This is a genomic window from Citrobacter sp. Cpo091, assembly GCF_030332645.1.
Lineage (GTDB): Bacteria > Pseudomonadota > Gammaproteobacteria > Enterobacterales > Enterobacteriaceae > Citrobacter > Citrobacter portucalensis.
In genome coordinates, this window is record NZ_JAOWHL010000034.1 from 441,303 (window position 1) to 458,877 (window position 17,575).

Genomic DNA, 17,575 nt, shown 5'->3' on the forward strand with positions numbered 1-17,575 from the left:
ATCACGGTTTCTTTAATGGCGTCACCACCAGTTGGTGGCGCGAATTATAGAACTTCCGATAGGTTAAATAGCAGGCAATAATGGTCGACAGGCTGGCGGTTGATAGCAGCATAAACGTCACCATAATCTGATACTTAATCGCTTTTACCGGGTCAATACCTGCAAAGATCAATCCTGACATCATTCCCGGTAAACTCACCAGCCCCACGGTCTTCGCTGAATCAATCGTCGGGATCAGCGAGGCGCGAATGCTGTCGCGAATAAGCGGTGCAGAAGCCACCTTCGGCGTCGCGCCGAGGCTGAGTTTTTCCTGAATTTGCTGCTGCTCGCTGTTAAACCGCTGCCCCAAATTGTTGTAACACAGCCCCACCGCCACCATCGCATTGCCTGCAATCATGCCGGAGATCGGGATGACCTGCATCGGCGTGAACTCGATAGAGCCTGAAAGAACCAGCACCGAAAGCGTTAGCCCCGCTCCCACCGTAATAGCAATAAACGACGAGAGAAAAGCTTTATCAATATATTTACTGCGTTTTTGCGCGTTATAGGCCGCATTAAAGCAGATAAACAGCACCATCAATAAGGTCAGAATGCTATGGTTGACGCCGAAAATATATTTCAGCACGTAGCCCACGATAATAAGCTGAACCACTGCCCGGCAAACGCTCCAGAGAATATCTTTTTCCAGCGCCAGCTTTTCTTTGTTGCTGATCAGTATCGCGACCACCACCAGCATCATCGCTAACGCCAGGGATTCATTGGTAATATTATGCTCGTTCATTACTTACTTCCTGCATTTCACCGGCGTGCGGTTGAAGGGTTATGACGTTATCCGCATGATCAATTTCATCTTTGTCATGCGTCACCCACAGCACAGCAATATTCTTATCGCGAACATAGTGGTGAATTAATTCGTTCACATTACGCTTGTTGGATTCATCCAGCGCGCTGGTGATTTCATCAAGCAGCAGAATTTTCGGCAGAAACTGCAAATTACGAATTAACGAGACGCGCTGCTTTTCGCCGCCGGATAGCTCATTGATATTTTTTTTGAGGATCGTCTCGGGTAACTCAAAGCGGGCCAGATCGGCCAGAAACACATCCGGATCCGGACGTTTGTCGCGAATTTGCCAGGGGAAAATGAGATTGTCGTAAACGGTGTCACCAAACAAAGCGGGCGTTTGCGCGCAATAAGAGACCTGCTGGCGATAAGCTTCAGGCTTAAGCGTTGATATCTCCTTACCCTCAAAAAGGATTTCACCAGAACTCGGGCTAATTAACGACGCGACTATCTTGAGTAACGTACTTTTACCGCAGCCGGACTGGCCGGTAATCAGCTTAAATTCTCCGGCGCGGAGATCAAAACAGATGTTATTAAGAACCTGCGTCGCCCCTGCCTGCCATGCGACATTTTTTAACTGAAGCAGAATGCTGCTTTCTTCCATTACCAATCCCTTTTTACATCTTTCGTGCAGACAGTGTATACCCAAAATAATTCGAGTTGCATGAAGGCGGCAAGTGAGTGAACCCCCGGGAGCATAGCTAACTATGTGACTGGGGTGAGCAAACGCAGCTAACGCACATGCAACTTGAAGTATGACGGGTATATCCCTGTAATTTATTATAGGGGAGCTCACCTTGATAAATCGGGTATAATTTGACTAATGAGGCAGTAAAGGACAGCACAACAGGAGGTTTCATCAATGCTCATTTTTATTCCTATTCTTATTTTTGTCGCGCTGGTGATCGTCGGCGCAGGCGTCAAAATCGTCCCGCAGGGATATCAGTGGACGGTAGAGCGTTTTGGCCGTTACACCAAAACCCTGCAACCGGGTTTAAGCCTTGTTGTACCGTTCATGGACCGCATTGGTCGTAAGATCAATATGATGGAACAGGTGCTTGATATCCCCTCTCAGGAAGTCATCTCCAAAGATAACGCCAACGTCTCGATTGATGCTGTGTGCTTTATTCAGGTGATCGACGCGCCGAAAGCCGCGTATGAAGTCAGCAACCTGGAACTGGCGATCATCAACCTGACCATGACCAACATTCGTACTGTTCTCGGCTCGATGGAGCTCGATGAAATGCTCTCCCAGCGTGACAACATCAACACGCGCCTGCTGCATATTGTTGATGAGGCCACCAATCCCTGGGGCATCAAAATCACCCGTATTGAGATTCGTGACGTGCGTCCACCGGCGGAACTGATTGACGCCATGAACGCGCAGATGAAAGCCGAACGTACCAAGCGTGCCTACATTCTGGAAGCCGAAGGGATCCGCCAGGCGGAAATCGTCAAGGCCGAAGGTGAGAAGCAGTCGAAAATCCTCATCGCGGAAGGTGAACGTCAGTCCGCATTTTTACAGGCTGAAGCGCGTGAACGTTCCGCAGAAGCAGAAGCCCGCGCAACACAGATGGTGTCTGAAGCCATTGCCGCCGGGGATATTCAGGCCGTGAACTACTTCGTGGCACAGAAATACACTGAAGCGCTGCAGCATATCGGCTCGTCGAATAACAGCAAAGTGGTGATGATGCCGCTGGATGCCAGCAGCCTGATGGGCTCCATTGCCGGGATCGCCGAACTGGTTAAGGACAGCGCCAGCGAGCGGAAAAAATCATGATAGCGATGATTCTGGTGCACCCGCATATTTTCTGGCTCAGCCTCGGTGGTCTGTTACTGGCCGCCGAGATGCTGGGCGGCAACGGTTATCTGCTGTGGAGCGGCGTGGCAGCGGTGATTACCGGTCTGGTCGTCTGGCTCGTTCCGCTAGACTGGGCGTGGCAGGGGGCGATGTTCGCCGCCCTCACCCTGCTGGCGGCCTGGCTGTGGTGGAAGTGGCTGGCAAGACGCGTTCAGGAGCAGCAGCCGGCCGACAGCCATCTTAACCAACGTGGACAACAGTTAGTTGGCCGTCGATTTACTCTGGAAACTAACCTGGTCAATGGTCGCGGACATATGCGCGTCGGCGACAGTTCCTGGCCCGTTAGCGCCCGTGACGATTTGAGCGCCGGAACGCAGGTTGAAGTCATTGCCGTTGAGGGAATCACCCTGATTATAAAAGCGGTATCACACTAAAAAGACAGGAAATAAGACTATGGTCAGGAAGACACCCCTTGCCTTTGCCCTTTGCACATTGCTGACCGCCGCCCCGCAGGCATTCGCTTCGTTCGATATGGAAGACTGCAAATGGAGCGACGACAGCTGCCTGCTGAAGGGAACGCCGACCTTTAACCCTGAAAACGACAGCCGCGACAACCTGCTGCGGCTGCTGAGCCAGGAAAAATCATTTGTTCTGCCCGTACAGTCGATGCCCGCAGATATCACCCGCTCCCGAGATTTCTATTTTGCCTATCACCCGCAATGGGATGAGGCTGCCCCGCATACAGCGGCAGCTCAGGTATCCGCCGCGGACAGCCCTCTCTCCCGACAGATGGCCGAGCTGAACATTAGCGCCGACGAAATAAACATCAATGACGCTGAGCTAGAGAACCGTCATGTTTCGAATAACGCCGGGAGCGTTAGCGCCTTTTTTGCCGCGCTGTTGGCCGATTCCACATTAACAGCGGAACAGCGTCAGGCTTTAGCCCTGGCGCGTATGGGGCTGCTCTCTGGGGCAACCCGCGAGCAAATTGAGTCTTCTCTTGCCACCTTCCCGGCAGATTCTCAAGCTCTGCCCTATAAAAGCTATCTGGCAGCAGCCGCCAGTTTCTATGCTGGTGATTATGCCAGTGCCGAACGGGATTTCACTCAGCTTGCTACAAGCGACCGTCCGTGGTTAGCAGAGACCGCGCAATACATGCTGATGCGCACGGCGTTGAACAAGAGCAGTCAGAACAGCGTGGGCGAGTACGGCGATTTTGATATTGCGAAAATTAACCACGAGGATGCCACTCAGGCTCAAGAGTTGGCGCAGGCCTATCTGCAGCGTTTTCCCCAAGGACTCTACGCTGACTCTTCACGAGGCATGTTGCGTCGAATCAACTGGTATTTACAGTCATGGCCGCAGCTGGCCGGGTTGTATGAACAGACTTTGCAGCAGTCGGCAGACGCACGGCAACTGCGCGAAAATGTCATCGAATACGATAATGTCTATGGCATGGCGTTCTACGACCAGTCCGTCGTTGAGTCCTTCCCCGACGCGCCGCGAGTTAGCTATATCGAACTACTACGCGCGCTGCGCCTGGATAACAATAACAAACCGACACTGACGCAGGCACAGCTCGACGCCAGCAAACCGGTGTTTGAACAAAGCCAAAAACTGCCGCTATGGCGCGATCTGCAACTGAATCTGTGGCTGGCAACGGGCAACTACGCGGCAATTATTCAGGCAGTTACGCCAGCGCAGAAACTTTCCGCTCACGATACCCTCGCCTTCAGCGAACAGGTGCTGTACGGCGAAGCGTTGATGGGCCAGAAGAAATGGGCCGAGGCGCGCGATTTTTGGCAGCAGTTGTTAAAACTCAGCCAGGATAACGAACAGCAGCAATATGTGCAGGTTAAGCTTGCCGCCACGCTGGTATATAGCGGCGATGTGGCGGCAGTTTTCGCACCGAATAGCGCGGTGACCAACCTGCGCTTTCGCTCGCAGGTGCTGAAAACGCAGGCCACGCCAGAACTGCTGCGCCAGCAGGCCGTTCATGGCCCGAATAACGAAGAGCGTACCATTGCGCTGCATACGCTGCTGGTGCGGGATCTTACAGAGAATCGTTTTGGCGACTGGCTTACTGACAGAAAACTGGCCAGCGCGATTACATCACCGGTCATTGGCGAAGCGTTTGATGACGTTAACCTGAGCATATTCGACTGGGATGGCGACACGGCGCAGGCGGGTTATACGTGCCGCAGCCTCAATGAAACGGTAACGGTATTGAGCAAAAAAGCGGATGATGCTCACGCGCTGAACTGCCTTGGCGAATTCTTCCGCACCACGCAAACACATGTTGATCTGTGGAAAAACAGCGCTGGCAACGATGTGCTTGAATCAGCTATCTCGCGCAAGAAACCGTTCGGCCAGTTCGACAGACAGAGCTACTACCAGCAGGTAATCACCTCACCCACCGCAGAAGTCGAAGATAAGAGCTTCGCGCTGTATCGCGCCATCATGTGCTATGCGCCATCAGGCGCTAACGAATGTGGCGGAGAAGACGTGGACAAATTGCAGCGTAAGGGCTGGTTCACCCAACTGAAAACGCAGTATCCGGGAAGCCCGTGGGCGCAAAAACTCAAATATTACTGGTAACCGCACTGCTTCTCGGCCAGGCACAGGCGGCGGATATCGTCGCCGCCCGTGAACATTCAGCCTTCTGGCTGTGGTCTGGGGTGAAGGCCAGTGACGAGCTGAAAGACGCGCAAACGGTTTATCTGCACCAGGGCGAGGTACTGGTTCGTTCCGGTAACGTGGTGTTCCAGCGCCTCGGACTGCCGGTCAGTCGTCTGTCTTTTCCCTCAATCTGGCTGACCGTACGCTTTACAACCCTCGACGTACCGGAAGAGATCCCGGCGCGTATCATACGGTTGATGCAGCGCTGGCAGACCGCCGGGAATAACGTCGTCGGCCTGCAGGTTGATTTTGACGCAGCGACCCATCAACTGACCGACTACGCCCGCTTTCTGCAGCAACTGCGCCAACAGCTCCCGGCCGAGTTTGCGCTAGGGGTAACCGGACTACTGGATTGGGCAAAAACGGGCGACGTCGCTACGCTGAACGCGTTGGCGGTCGATGAACTGGTGGTGCAAAGCTATCAGGGGCGTCGCACGGTGACGAATTATCAGGCGTATCTACCCGCGCTGAGCCGCCTGCGCATTCCATTTAAGCTGGGACTGGTGCAAAACGGTAGCCGAGATCCACTGGCTGAAGCGCAGCTTGAGAAATCTCCGTGGTACCGCGGTACGGTGGTGTTTATGCTTAATCCTTCTCGCCGTTAAGCCTTCGCTTTGTGATGGCAGCAGCCGGAGAGATTATCCATAATCGGACATTCAGCGCTGTCATCACCCGGGCAACTGTCCGCCAGCGCCAGTAAATGCAAGCGCATGGCCTGCAGCTCACTGATATGCCGCTCAATATCAGCCACCTTTTCCAGGGTGCGCTTTTTCACATCCGCGCTGTGACGCGCCGGATCGTTAAACAGGTTTACCAGCTCGCCGCACTCTTCCAGATTAAATCCAACCTGCCGCGCCTGACGCAGCAACGTCAGTTCATTCAGATGCTGTTGGTTGTAAGTGCGATAGCCATTGTCACTACGCAGCGGCGGCGTCACCAGTCCTTTCTCTTCATAAAAGCGAATGGCTTTGCTGGTTAAACCGGTTTTTTTCGCAACATCGCTAATATTCACATTTCCCCCGCGGTGCTTGTTGGTGCTGAGCCACATTATAGCCCAGATTGCCGTAATCATTTACCCGAGAACTCTGCACATTATAAGCCAACAAAGAGATGAATAAATCCTTTCTATTCACATTGTTATACCCGATACAGATCACATTTCAGTATTTATTGACCGTACAAAATTGACTCAAATCAAAAGATATATTGGTTATGCATCTTTCATATTGAACAAAGGGAAACATTTTTATATATAAATGCGAATGATAATGATGATCATTTACATTTAATAAAGGTTCTCTTATGTTGCCACGGATTAACCAAAGGCCATTTATTCTTTCAGCCCTGACATTATGCATGTCCGGCGCTGCTTCTGCAGCTACCTCTACAACACACGCTTCAACGCCCGACGATGATACGGTGATCGTCACGGCTAACCGCTCTGAAAGTAGTCTCTGGGATAGCCCGGCAACTATTCAGGTTATCGATCGCCAGACGCTGCAAAACTCCACCAGCGTTTCTATTGCTGATGATTTACAAGATATTCCCGGTGTCGAAGTCACCGATAACGCCCTCGCTGGCCGGAAACAAATTCGTATCCGTGGCGAAGCCTCTTCGCGGGTGCTGATTTTGATCGACGGCCAGGTCGTCAGCTACCAGCGCGCCGGGCAAAACTACGGAGCCGGTTTGCTGATTGACGAATCCGCGCTGGAACGGATTGAAGTAGTAAAAGGCCCCTACTCTGTCCTTTACGGTTCGCAGGCGATTGGCGGTGTCGTAAACTTTATTACCAAAAAAGGCGGCGATAAGCCTCTCGGCGGCAGCGTTAAGGCCGTTTATAACTCCGCAACGGCAGGATGGGAAGAATCAGCAGCAGCCTGGGGCAGCATCGGAAACTTTGACTACCGCATCAATGGCAGCTATTCCGACCAGGGGGACCGCGATACACCTGACGGGAGATTGCCCGACACCAATTTCCGTAATAACGGCCAGGGCGTGTGGCTTGGCTACAATTTCGATCGCCATAAAATCGGACTCTCCCTCGATCGTTACAAACTGTCTACCCAAACCTGGTTTGACGATCCAGAGGGCCAGTTCGACGACTTTAGCGTCAAAATACCTAAGCTGGAACGCGAGAAAATCGGTCTTTTCTACGACTACGCGGCTGGCGGGGATTACCTGAGGAAAATCCATGTTGACGCATACACCCAGACAATAGAGCGCAAATTTGAAAACCGGGTCAAAACGACTCAGGTAATCCCCAGCCCGGCGATTAAAGCGCTGACGATAAACAATCAAACCAATACCAACGACAAACAGTATACCCAGGGGGTAACGCTGCAGGGCAATTTCTCCCTTCCCGCGAACAACGAGCTGGTGATTGGCACTCAATATCAGCATGACAAAATCAAACAGGACACAGACGGCAGTACGCGCCAGACCGCAGCTACCGGCTTCTTCGATACGCAAACCCGCACCCTGTCATACAACGAAGCGGAGCAAAGCAACACCTCATTGTTCGCGCAAAACGACTGGCGCTTTGCCGATGACTGGACCTGGACCGTAGGCGCACGCCAGTACTGGCTGTCTTCGAAGCTCAATCGCAACGATACGCAAACCCTGCAAAGCAGCGGCAGCACCTGGCATTCCACCGGGGGAAATTCAGTACACGATGATGAACTGGTGACCTCAACCAGCCTACGCTATTCCGGTTTTAAAGATCTTGAACTCCGGGCAGCATATGCCCAGGGCTATGTTTTCCCCACGTTGACTCAGCTGTTTATGCAGACGTCCGCAGGCGGAAGCGTGACCTACGGCAACCCAAACCTGAAGGCGGAACACTCGAATAACTATGAGCTGGGCGCACGGTATAAAGGGAATATGTGGCTGATTGACGGCGCCATTTATTACTCCGAAGCCAAAGACTATATCGCCAGCCTGGCCTGTTCAGGCCAACCCGTTTGCAGCGGTAATACCACCTCTTCACGGGGCGGCTATTACTACTACGAAAACATCGATCGGGCCAAAACCTGGGGCATGGAACTCACCGCAGAATACAACGGCTGGGCGGTTTCACCTTACCTGAGCGGTAATCTCATTCGCCGTCAGTACGAAGGCAATACCCTAAAAACCTGGGATACCGGCGAACCCACGCTGACCGGGCGTGTCGGCCTGAAACATACCTGGTTGATGAATGTCGCTAACGTGACGTCCGATGCCTTTATCCGCGCGGCGTCCAGCGCTAAAGATAATACCGGCACCACGGAAATCAACTACCCAGGCTGGGCCACACTTAACCTCGCATTCAACACCGAGTTCGGTCCGCAGGACCAGTATCAGGTCAACCTCGCGCTCAACAACCTGACCGATAAGCGTTACAGAACCGCACATGAATCTATTCCAGATGCTGGTTTCAATGCCGCCGTTGGCTTTGCGTGGAATTTCTGACGATGAAAAAACTCATGATTGGCTTACTGAGCCTCGCCTGCGTTTTCAGTGCCCAGTCCGCCGACCGCCTGGTGGTGGCGGGCGGCTCGCTTAGTGAACTGGTATACGCCATGGGCGTCGGCAACCGGGTGGTTGGCGTTGATGAAACCACCTCGTATCCGCCCGAAACTGCCGCACTCCCGCATATCGGCTACTGGAAGCAGTTAAGCAGCGAGGGCATTTTGTCGCTCCATCCGGACAGTTTTATCACCTGGCAGGATGCAGGTCCCCAAATCGTGTTGGATCAGTTGCGGGCGCAAAAGGTTAACGTCGTGACGTTGCCGCGCGTACCGGCCACCGTCGAACAGATGTACGCCAACATTCGAGAACTGGCTACAACACTGCACATTCCTGACCAAGGTGAGGCGCTAGTCAATCGCCTGCAGCAACGTCTGGAGCGTATTAAGCACAGCGTGGCGGCGAAAAACGCGCCGGTCAAAGCCATGTTCATTCTCTCTGCTGGCGGCAGCGCACCTCAGATCGCCGGAAAAGGCAGCGTTGCCGATGCCATTATGGCCCTCGCAGGCGCACAAAATGTCGCCACCCATGCGCAGTATAAAAGCTACAGCGCGGAGTCACTGATCGCCGCCAACCCGGAGGTGATCGTGGTGACGTCACAAATGGTCGATGGCGGTCTGGCTCGCCTGAGCGCGATTGCCGGTATTACCCACACTGCGGCCTGGAAAAACCAGCGCATTGTGGCGGTAGACCAGGCGCTGATTCTGGGAATGGGACCACGCGTCGCCGATGCGGTTGAAGCCCTGCACCAGCAATTCTGGCCTCACTAACTGGATTTATTAAGAAGAATGAAAACTGAACACTCGCTGGATCTCACCGCGCATTTTGCGCTCGAGGGAAGTCAGCCATTTAAGGATCGCCGCGCCACGATGCCCTGGCGTGGGGCGATCCCGGTTGCCAAAGAGCTATTGTCACAGACCTGGCAGGAGGTCATCAACCAGCCAACCCCACCGCGTAAACGGCTGGTGTACTTGCATATTCCTTTTTGTGCAACACATTGTACTTTCTGCGGTTTTTATCAAAACCGATTTGAAGAAGACAACTGCGCCCTCTACACCAACGCGCTGTTGCGCGAAATAGAGATGGAAGCTGATAGCGCATTACATCAGTCGGCCCCCATTCACGCCGTCTATTTTGGCGGCGGTACGCCTTCTGCGCTGTCTGCACAGGACCTGGCCAGAATCATTACCGCGCTGCGTGACAAGCTACCGTTGGCGCCGGACTGCGAAATCACCATTGAGGGACGGGTGCTCAATTTTGACGATGCGCGAATTGATGCCTGCCTTGACGCTGGCGCCAATAGATTTTCAATCGGTATTCAGTCTTTTAACAGCCGAATCCGCAAGAAAATGGCGCGTACTTCGGACGGCCCGACCGCGACGGCCTTTATGCAGGGACTGGTAAAACGAGATCGTGCCGCTGTGGTGTGCGATCTGCTGTTTGGTCTGCCAGGACAAGACGCAAAACTGTGGGGCGAGGATCTGGCGATTGCCCGCGACATCGGCCTCGACGGCGTAGATCTTTATGCGCTGAATCTGATCCCTAATACACCGCTTGGCAAAGCGGTTGAAACCGGGCGCACAACCGTTCCCTCTCCCGCCGAACGCCGCGATCTCTATCTTCAGGGCTGCGATTTCATGGACAGCGCGGGCTGGCGCTGCATCAGCAACAGCCACTGGGCGCGTACCACACGGGAACGCAATCTGTACAACCTGCTGATTAAACAGGGTGCAGACTGTCTGGCATTCGGCTCTGGCGCAGGAGGGTCAGTCAATGGCTATTCCTGGATGGTCGAGCGCAACCTGAATACATGGCATGAATCTATCGCCGCCGGAAAAAAACCGCTAATGATGATGATGCGCACCGCCGAGCGTGGTTTCCAGTGGCGACACACTCTCCAGGCCGGTATTGAGACGGCCCGCATTCCGCTGGATGAGCTGACGCCTCATGCACAAAAACTGGCCCCGCTACTGACCCAATGGCATCACGCAGGACTGACGCGAGATGCCAGCACCTGTGTACGCCTGACCAATGAAGGGCGTTTTTGGGCGAGCAATATTTTGCAGTCTCTTGATGAACTGATTCAGGAACTTAACGCGCCGCGCATTGCGGTAGAGCAACCATAAAAGGAGTGAATAATGAGCCATGTCTCTTTACAGGATTTTTTGAAAACTGAGCCGGACGGTACGCTGGAAGCTATCGCAGCCCAGTACAACACTACATTGCTGGAGGTGGTGAAAAACCTCCCTTCCCCAACGCTGGTTTCCGGCAGTCAATTTGATACCGTCTGGGAAACCGTCTGCGAATGGGGCAAAGTCACCACCCTGGTCCATACTGCTGATGTCATTCTGGAATTCACCGGTGAATTACCTTCCGGATTCCACCGCCACGGTTACTTCAACCTGCGCGGCAAAAAAGGCATGACCGGTCATATCAAGGCAGAAAACTGCACGCATATTGCCCTGATTGAACGCAAATTTATGGGAATGGACACTGCGTCCATTCTCTTCTTCAACCAGGCGGGTAGCGCTATGTTCAAAATTTTCCTCGGTCGCGATGAGCATCGACAGCTGCTGGCCGAACAGGTCAGCGCCTTTCACACGTTGTCTTCATCTTTAAAGGAACATGCCTGATGGCTCCATGGCTTATTTTTGGTGCAGGTGGAAGCGGCGTCGGCGCGAAAACGCTGGAGCTCGCACTGGCGGAGCATCGTCTGGTGATTGCTGTCGTTCGCAATCCCCAGGTTGCTGCCGGGCTGCAGGAAAAAGGTGTGCAGGTCTTTATTGGCGACGCCTGCGACAGCCAGGTCACCGCCTGCGCCTGTCGCGCAGCGGGTCAGCATGCCACGGTGATCTCCTCCATGGGCGGTGCCCAGGATTATCTGGCGCACAGAACCGTCATTGATGAAGCAGAAAAAGCTGAGATCAAACGCATGATTCTGGTTACCTCTCTGGGCTGTGGCGACAGTTGGCTCTTTTTGTCCCCACGCGCCAGGGCCGCATTTGGCCAGGCCGTACGGGAAAAATCGTTGGCTGAAAGCTGGCTACAAACCAGTCTACTGGACTACGCCATTCTCCGCCCCGGCGGTTTGCTGAATGGTGAAGCCACAGGTCTGGCGCAACGCATACAGGCCGAGGAGTGTCATGGCTTTGTGATGCGCGCGGATGTTGCTAGGCACATTCACGAACTGGCCACGGCGCCGACACTCAATAACCAGATTTACAGTTTAGTTGAGCCGGGACTGAAACCCGCGTAAACCCCTCGCGGCGCGGAAACTTCGCGCCGCAAAGACGTTATGGAGCGTTGCGTGCTTAAGGACTCGCTTTCTTCCGTCAGCATTCTGACGGGCCTTTCTCTCTTGCTGGTCGCTCTGATGCTGTTCGGTGCCAGCCAGGGGGCGTTGAACATTAGCTTCAGCGCCCTGTTCAACGACGAATACCGAGATATCTGGTTGAACATCCGCCTGCCCCGCGTACTGCTGGCCGTTTTGGTCGGTGCTGCGCTGGCTACGGCAGGGGTCATTATGCAGGGACTTTTTCGCAATCCAATGGCCGATCCCGGCCTGCTTGGCGTCAGCAGCGGCTCCGCGCTGATGGTCGGCATCGCGATAGTTATCCCATTTTCATTCCCCGTAGTGCTGGTGTTGTATGAGCAGATGATTTTTGCCGTCGCGGGCAGCATGGTGGTCTGCACGATTATTTTCCTGATAAGTCAGCGTCATAACCACGGCGGAATGATGCAACTACTGTTAGCAGGTATCGCTATCAATGCTCTGTGCGGTTCGGCTATTGGTGTGCTGAGCTATGTGGGCGACGAACAGCAGCTACGTCAACTTACGCTGTGGATGATGGGGAATCTCGGCCAGGCCCAGTGGCCAACGCTGCTGGTTGCCAGCACGTTTGTTCTTCCAGCCATTGCAGTCACCGTCTGTATGGCGGGAACGCTTAATTTGCTGCAGTTGGGTGATGAAGAGGCGCATTACCTCGGCGTAAACGTCAAACGTAAGCGCCAGCAGTTACTGTTGCTCAGCTCGCTCCTGGTTGGCGCTGCCGTTTCCGTCAGCGGCGTGATTGGCTTTATTGGCCTGGTGATCCCGCATCTGATCAGAATGACTACCGCCGCCGATCATCGCTGGTTGATTCCCTGCTCTACGCTGGCCGGCGCCTGTTTACTTCTGATTGCCGACACGCTGGCCCGCACTCTTGTTCAGCCTGCCGAAATGCCCGTTGGTCTGTTAACCAGCCTGATCGGTGGACCGTATTTCCTGTGGTTAATACTGCGTAGCCGGAGGATGTCATGATCGTCGCTGAAAATCTGGTCTACCACATTCAGGGCAGACGACTGACCGATGACGTTTCCGTGACGCTACCTGATGGAGAAATCATCGCGATTCTTGGCCCGAATGGGGCCGGAAAATCGACGCTGCTTCGCCAGCTTACGGGCTATCTGCAGCCCCACAGCGGGCGTTGTAGCTTGTTTGGCAAGCCGCTGAACGAGTGGTCAATCACCGAGCTGGCAAAAACCCGTGCCGTGATGCGCCAGAACAGTCATATGGCCTTCCCGTTTAGCGTGCAGGAGGTCATCCGCATGGGCAGGCATCCGTATCGTACGCGCAACACGGGCGATGAAACGGAGCACATCATGACGTTGTGTGACTGCCAGGCGCTGGCCGCGCGCGATTACCGGCACCTGTCGGGAGGAGAACAACAGCGGGTACAGTTGGCGCGTCTGCTGGTTCAACTTTGGGAGCCCGAACCCAGGCCAAAATGGTTGTTTCTCGATGAACCCACCTCCGCCTTGGATATTCACCACCAACAGCATCTTTTTCGTCTGCTGCGTCGTCTGGTAGGTGAACGACAGTTCAGCGTCTGCTGCGTCCTGCACGATCTCAACCTTGCGGCGCGCTATGCTGACCGCGTTGTATTAATGGAACGCGGCAGGATAGTTGATAACGGTCGTCCGCAGGATGTTCTGCAGCAATCGTCACTAAATGCACTGTACGGCGCCGATCTCACGGTGATGAATGAACCGCAGCATCGAACGCCGCTTATCGTTCTCAATCAATAACAGACCGGGAACGTGCTGACCTGACGTTCCCGTTTTTCTTCCTTTACGCCCTTTTTGCACCTTTTCTAAAAACTCCCTTGACCTTCCCCTAGATGGAAGGTTTAACCTTTATCACAGTCAGTTAATCCTGCAATAAAGGAGTTGGTTATGTCTCAAACAATCGATCTAACCTTGGACGGCTTGTCCTGTGGTCACTGCGTAAAACGCGTTAAAGAAAGTCTGGAGCAACGCCCGGACGTTGAGCAAGCGGATGTCACTGTGACTGAAGCGCACATCACCGGGAGCGCCAGTGCTGAAGCGCTGATTGAAACCATCAAACAAGCCGGTTACGGCGCGGAGTTAAGCCACCCAAAGGCTAAACCGCTGACGGAGTCATCAATCCCGTCGGAAGCACTGGCAGCGGTCCCTTCCGAGCTTCCGGCAGCTACGGCTGATGATGACAGCCAACAGTTGCTGTTAAACGGCATGAGCTGCGCCAGCTGTGTTATCCGCGTACAAGATGCTCTGCAAAGCGTACCGGGTGTCACGCAGGCACGGGTAAACCTGGCGGAACGTACTGCGCTGGTAATGGGCAGTGCGTCCGCCGACCAGTTAGTGAAAGCGGTGGAAAAAGCGGGCTACGGCGCAGAAGCCATTGAAGATGATGTTAAGCGCCGCGAGCGTCAGCAAGAAACCGCCATAGCAACCATGAAACGTTTTCGCTGGCAGGCGGCCGTCGCGCTGCTGCTGGGTATCCCTGTCATGGTATGGGGAATGATTGGCGAAAACATGATGGTCACTGCCGACAACCGTAGCCTGTGGCTGACGATTGGTCTGGCAACGCTTGCCGTGATGGTTTTCGCGGGCGGTCATTTTTACCGCAACGCGTGGAAAAGCCTGATGAACGGCACCGCGACCATGGATACGCTGGTGGCGCTGGGTACGGGGGTGGCATGGCTTTATTCCATGAGCGTCAACCTCTGGCCGCAATGGTTCCCGATGGAAGCGCGACACCTCTATTATGAAGCCAGTGCGATGATTATCGGTCTGATTAACCTCGGGCACATGCTGGAAGCGCGGGCTCGCCAGCGTTCGTCCAAAGCACTGGAAAAATTACTCGATCTGACGCCGCCGACCGCGCGTGTTGTTACCGACGAAGGTGAAAAGAACGTGCCGCTGGCAGACGTTCAGGCGGGAATGTTGCTGCGTCTGACCACCGGTGACCGCGTTCCGGTAGATGGCGAAATCACTCAGGGCGAAGCCTGGCTGGATGAAGCCATGCTGACCGGAGAGCCTATTCCGCAACAAAAAGGCGAAGGCGATAGCGTCCACGCCGGTACGGTCGTACAGGACGGCAGCGTGCTGTTCCGCGCCAGTGCCGTTGGCAGCCACACCACGCTGTCACGCATTATTCGTATGGTGCGCCAGGCGCAAAGCAGTAAACCGGAGATTGGTAAACTAGCCGACCGTATCTCCTCAGTGTTCGTTCCGGTCGTCGTCGTCATTGCGCTGGTGAGTGCGGCAATCTGGTATTTCTTCGGGCCGGCACCACAAATTGTTTATACGCTGGTGATTGCCACTACCGTACTGATTATTGCCTGCCCTTGTGCGCTGGGCCTGGCTACACCAATGTCGATTATTTCCGGTGTAGGTCGTGCCGCTGAGTTTGGGGTTCTGGTACGTGATGCCGATGCGCTGCAGCGCGCCAGTACGCTTGATACCGTCGTATTTGATAAAACCGGGACATTGACTGAAGGTAAACCGCAGGTTGTCGCCATCAAAACGTTTGGCAACACCGATGAAGCACTGGCAATTCGTCTGGCAGCAGCCCTTGAACAGGGGTCCAGCCACCCGCTGGCCAGAGCGATACTGGACAAAGCCGGTGATGTTACGCTGCCACAGGTCAATGGTTTCCGTACGCTGCGCGGTTTAGGCGTAAGCGGTGAAACGGAAGGTCATACGCTGCTGCTGGGCAACCAGGCGCTGCTCAATGAGCAACAGGTAGATACCACTGAAATGGAAGCTGAAATCACCGCTCAGGCATCCCAGGGGTCAACCCCGGTCCTGTTGGCGATTGATGGTAAAGCGGCGGCGCTGTTAGCGGTGCGTGATCCACTGCGTAGCGACAGCGTGGCAGCACTTCAGCGTCTGCACCGCAACGGGTATCGTCTGGTGATGCTTACCGGTGACAACCCGACCACGGCTAACGCTATTGCCAAAGAAGCCGGTATTGATGAGGTGATTGCCGGTGTTCTGCCGGACGGTAAAGCCGAGGCGATTAAACGTCTGCAAAGCCAGGGGCGTCAGGTTGCCATGGTGGGTGACGGTATCAACGATGCACCTGCGCTGGCTCAGGCCGATGTAGGGATTGCCATGGGTGGCGGCAGCGATGTGGCGATTGAAACCGCCGCGATTACGCTGATGCGCCATAGCCTGATGGGCGTCGCGGATGCGCTGTCTATCTCCCGGGCAACGTTGCGTAATATGAAGCAGAACCTGGTCGGCGCGTTTATTTATAACAGCATCGGTATTCCCGTTGCCGCGGGGATCCTGTGGCCGTTCACCGGAACACTGCTGAATCCAGTCGTTGCCGGGGCGGCGATGGCGCTCTCCTCCATTACTGTGGTGAGCAACGCTAACCGACTGCTGCGCTTCAAACCGAAAGAGTAACCCTCTGCCGCATGGCGCTCACGCTTATCCGGCCTACAAAGTGCAGGTAACATTGTAGGCTGGATAAGACGATTTCGTGTAGCCATCCGGCGATTCTCGCATTGCACCTTCCTGGACCACGCGCTAGCATGAAAGTCTACTTAGGGAGGTCGTATGGATCTGTTATACCGGGTAAAAACATTTTTCACCGCGCTACGCGGCAACCACTATACCTGGCCTGCCATCGACATTTCATTGCCCGGCAACCGCCATTTTCATCTGATTGGCAGTATTCACATGGGCAGTCGCGATATGGCACCTCTGCCTGCCAAATTACTCAAAAAACTCAACCATGCCGACGCGCTGATTGTCGAAGCGGATGTTTCCGGTGACGACGCGCCGTTTGCTAACCTTCCTACATTTGCCGCACTCGAAGAACGAATCAGCCCGGAGCAGTTAGAAAACCTGCGTAAAGTCACCAACGAACTGGGCATTTCCCCATCGCTGTTATCTACTCAGCCGTTGTGGCAAATCGCCATGGTATTACAGGCGACACAGGCACAGCAGTTGGGTCTACGGGCAGAATACGGGATTGATTACCAATTGCTGAAAGCGGCAAAACAAGCGCATAAACCCGTTATCGAGCTGGAGGGCGCATCCAGTCAAATCGAGCTGTTATGTCAGTTGCCTGATAACGGACTGGCTCTGTTGGACGATACTCTGACGCACTGGCATACCAATGCCAGATTGTTGCAACAGATGATGGGCTGGTGGCTTAAAACACCGCCACGCAATAGCGAACTGGCGCTTCCCAATACCTTTAGCCAGTCGTTGTATGACGTATTGATGCATCAACGCAACACAGCCTGGCGCGATCGGCTCAGGGCGATGCCTGCTGGTCATTACGTCGTGGCCGTTGGCGCGCTACATCTGTACGGAGAGGGAAATTTGCCGGAGATGTTACGGTAAAAAAAATGGCCAATATTTCTATTGGCCCGTCAAAGAGGAATTTCATCATTATTATGATCCCAATGCTTAAAGCATCGGTGTAGTTC

Annotated in this window: 16 protein-coding genes; 13 read left to right on the forward strand and 3 right to left on the reverse strand. The window is 54.2% G+C overall.

The window, feature by feature from the left end:
• Position 1: 1 nt before the first annotated feature.
• Positions 2–781, reverse strand: a complete 780-nt coding sequence (gene fetB / locus OGY04_RS12725) for an iron efflux ABC transporter permease subunit FetB (RefSeq protein ID WP_008783989.1) — start codon at positions 779–781, stop codon at positions 2–4.
• On the reverse strand, positions 768–1,445 hold the full coding sequence (fetA, locus tag OGY04_RS12730) for an iron efflux ABC transporter ATP-binding subunit FetA (RefSeq protein WP_008783988.1): 678 nt from the start codon (positions 1,443–1,445) through the stop codon (positions 768–770). Before fetA ends, fetB begins: the two co-directional genes overlap by 14 nt.
• A gap of 258 nt (positions 1,446–1,703) precedes the next feature.
• On the opposite strand from fetA, the gene OGY04_RS12735 reads away from it, so the two are divergent.
• From OGY04_RS12735 to OGY04_RS12750, 4 genes are read left to right on the forward strand one after another with little or no spacing between them, the layout of a single operon-like run.
• Positions 1,704–2,621 (forward strand): SPFH domain-containing protein, encoded by a 918-nt coding sequence (locus OGY04_RS12735; protein WP_003831073.1) that lies wholly within the window; start codon positions 1,704–1,706, stop codon positions 2,619–2,621.
• The gene (locus OGY04_RS12740; protein ID WP_032942572.1) at positions 2,618–3,076 is read left to right on the forward strand and encodes an NfeD family protein; all 459 of its coding nucleotides are present in this window, start codon (positions 2,618–2,620) and stop codon (positions 3,074–3,076) included. Before OGY04_RS12735 ends, OGY04_RS12740 begins: the two co-directional genes overlap by 4 nt.
• A gap of 19 nt (positions 3,077–3,095) precedes the next feature.
• On the forward strand, positions 3,096–5,240 hold the full coding sequence (locus OGY04_RS12745; RefSeq protein WP_286585359.1) for a PA5441 family protein: 2,145 nt from the start codon (positions 3,096–3,098) through the stop codon (positions 5,238–5,240).
• Positions 5,210–5,926 carry a DUF3142 domain-containing protein gene (locus OGY04_RS12750; protein WP_079934839.1) on the forward strand — a complete coding sequence of 239 codons (717 nt, stop codon included), beginning with the start codon at positions 5,210–5,212 and terminating at the stop codon, positions 5,924–5,926. The genes OGY04_RS12745 and OGY04_RS12750 overlap by 31 nt, the downstream gene beginning before the upstream one ends.
• Here the strand turns inward: OGY04_RS12750 and cueR are convergent.
• Positions 5,923–6,333 carry a Cu(I)-responsive transcriptional regulator gene (cueR, locus tag OGY04_RS12755; RefSeq protein WP_008783984.1) on the reverse strand — a complete coding sequence of 137 codons (411 nt, stop codon included), beginning with the start codon at positions 6,331–6,333 and terminating at the stop codon, positions 5,923–5,925. The two genes, OGY04_RS12750 and cueR, sit on opposite strands and share 4 nt — an antisense overlap.
• A 290-nt stretch (positions 6,334–6,623) precedes the next feature.
• On the opposite strand from cueR, the gene OGY04_RS12760 reads away from it, so the two are divergent.
• From OGY04_RS12760 to OGY04_RS12800, 9 genes are all read left to right on the forward strand, one after another.
• Entirely contained in the window at positions 6,624–8,768 is a 2,145-nt protein-coding gene (locus OGY04_RS12760) for a TonB-dependent receptor plug domain-containing protein (RefSeq protein ID WP_286585360.1), read from the forward strand.
• Positions 8,769–8,770: 2 nt separating this feature from the next.
• Positions 8,771–9,595: a heme/hemin ABC transporter substrate-binding protein gene (locus tag OGY04_RS12765; protein ID WP_071445844.1), complete on the forward strand. Its 825-nt coding sequence runs from the start codon at positions 8,771–8,773 to the stop codon at positions 9,593–9,595.
• Between the two features lie 18 nt (positions 9,596–9,613).
• On the forward strand, positions 9,614–10,951 hold the full coding sequence (gene hutW / locus OGY04_RS12770) for a heme anaerobic degradation radical SAM methyltransferase ChuW/HutW (protein WP_008783980.1): 1,338 nt from the start codon (positions 9,614–9,616) through the stop codon (positions 10,949–10,951).
• A gap of 12 nt (positions 10,952–10,963) precedes the next feature.
• Complete coding sequence (gene hutX / locus OGY04_RS12775; protein ID WP_032942563.1) at positions 10,964–11,458, forward strand: heme utilization cystosolic carrier protein HutX; 495 nt, start codon at positions 10,964–10,966, stop codon at positions 11,456–11,458.
• Positions 11,458–12,081 (forward strand): anaerobilin reductase, encoded by a 624-nt coding sequence (gene chuY / locus OGY04_RS12780; protein ID WP_286585361.1) that lies wholly within the window; start codon positions 11,458–11,460, stop codon positions 12,079–12,081. Before hutX ends, chuY begins: the two co-directional genes overlap by 1 nt.
• Before the next feature lie 51 nt (positions 12,082–12,132).
• Positions 12,133–13,125: a FecCD family ABC transporter permease gene (locus OGY04_RS12785; RefSeq protein WP_223121633.1), complete on the forward strand. Its 993-nt coding sequence runs from the start codon at positions 12,133–12,135 to the stop codon at positions 13,123–13,125.
• Positions 13,122–13,892 carry a heme ABC transporter ATP-binding protein gene (locus OGY04_RS12790; RefSeq protein WP_048235959.1) on the forward strand — a complete coding sequence of 257 codons (771 nt, stop codon included), beginning with the start codon at positions 13,122–13,124 and terminating at the stop codon, positions 13,890–13,892. Before OGY04_RS12785 ends, OGY04_RS12790 begins: the two co-directional genes overlap by 4 nt.
• Before the next feature lie 147 nt (positions 13,893–14,039).
• On the forward strand, positions 14,040–16,541 hold the full coding sequence (gene copA / locus OGY04_RS12795) for a copper-exporting P-type ATPase CopA (protein WP_060682640.1): 2,502 nt from the start codon (positions 14,040–14,042) through the stop codon (positions 16,539–16,541).
• A gap of 153 nt (positions 16,542–16,694) precedes the next feature.
• Positions 16,695–17,489, forward strand: a complete 795-nt coding sequence (locus tag OGY04_RS12800; RefSeq protein ID WP_060682642.1) for a TraB/GumN family protein — start codon at positions 16,695–16,697, stop codon at positions 17,487–17,489.
• Positions 17,490–17,575: the final 86 nt, after the last annotated feature.

Bases quoted from the DNA above. Each gene is read 5' to 3' on its own strand.
- fetB (WP_008783989.1), bottom strand. From the start codon at position 781: ATGAACGAGCATAATATTACCAATGAATCCCTGGCGTTAGCGATGATG.
- fetA (WP_008783988.1), bottom strand. From the start codon at position 1,445: ATGGAAGAAAGCAGCATTCTGCTTCAGTTAAAAAATGTCGCATGGCAG.
- OGY04_RS12735 (WP_003831073.1), top strand. From the start codon at position 1,704: ATGCTCATTTTTATTCCTATTCTTATTTTTGTCGCGCTGGTGATCGTC.
- OGY04_RS12740 (WP_032942572.1), top strand. From the start codon at position 2,618: ATGATAGCGATGATTCTGGTGCACCCGCATATTTTCTGGCTCAGCCTC.
- OGY04_RS12745 (WP_286585359.1), top strand. From the start codon at position 3,096: ATGGTCAGGAAGACACCCCTTGCCTTTGCCCTTTGCACATTGCTGACC.
- OGY04_RS12760 (WP_286585360.1), top strand. From the start codon at position 6,624: ATGTTGCCACGGATTAACCAAAGGCCATTTATTCTTTCAGCCCTGACA.
- OGY04_RS12765 (WP_071445844.1), top strand. From the start codon at position 8,771: ATGAAAAAACTCATGATTGGCTTACTGAGCCTCGCCTGCGTTTTCAGT.
- hutW (WP_008783980.1), top strand. From the start codon at position 9,614: ATGAAAACTGAACACTCGCTGGATCTCACCGCGCATTTTGCGCTCGAG.
- hutX (WP_032942563.1), top strand. From the start codon at position 10,964: ATGAGCCATGTCTCTTTACAGGATTTTTTGAAAACTGAGCCGGACGGT.
- chuY (WP_286585361.1), top strand. From the start codon at position 11,458: ATGGCTCCATGGCTTATTTTTGGTGCAGGTGGAAGCGGCGTCGGCGCG.
- OGY04_RS12790 (WP_048235959.1), top strand. From the start codon at position 13,122: ATGATCGTCGCTGAAAATCTGGTCTACCACATTCAGGGCAGACGACTG.
- copA (WP_060682640.1), top strand. From the start codon at position 14,040: ATGTCTCAAACAATCGATCTAACCTTGGACGGCTTGTCCTGTGGTCAC.
- OGY04_RS12800 (WP_060682642.1), top strand. From the start codon at position 16,695: ATGGATCTGTTATACCGGGTAAAAACATTTTTCACCGCGCTACGCGGC.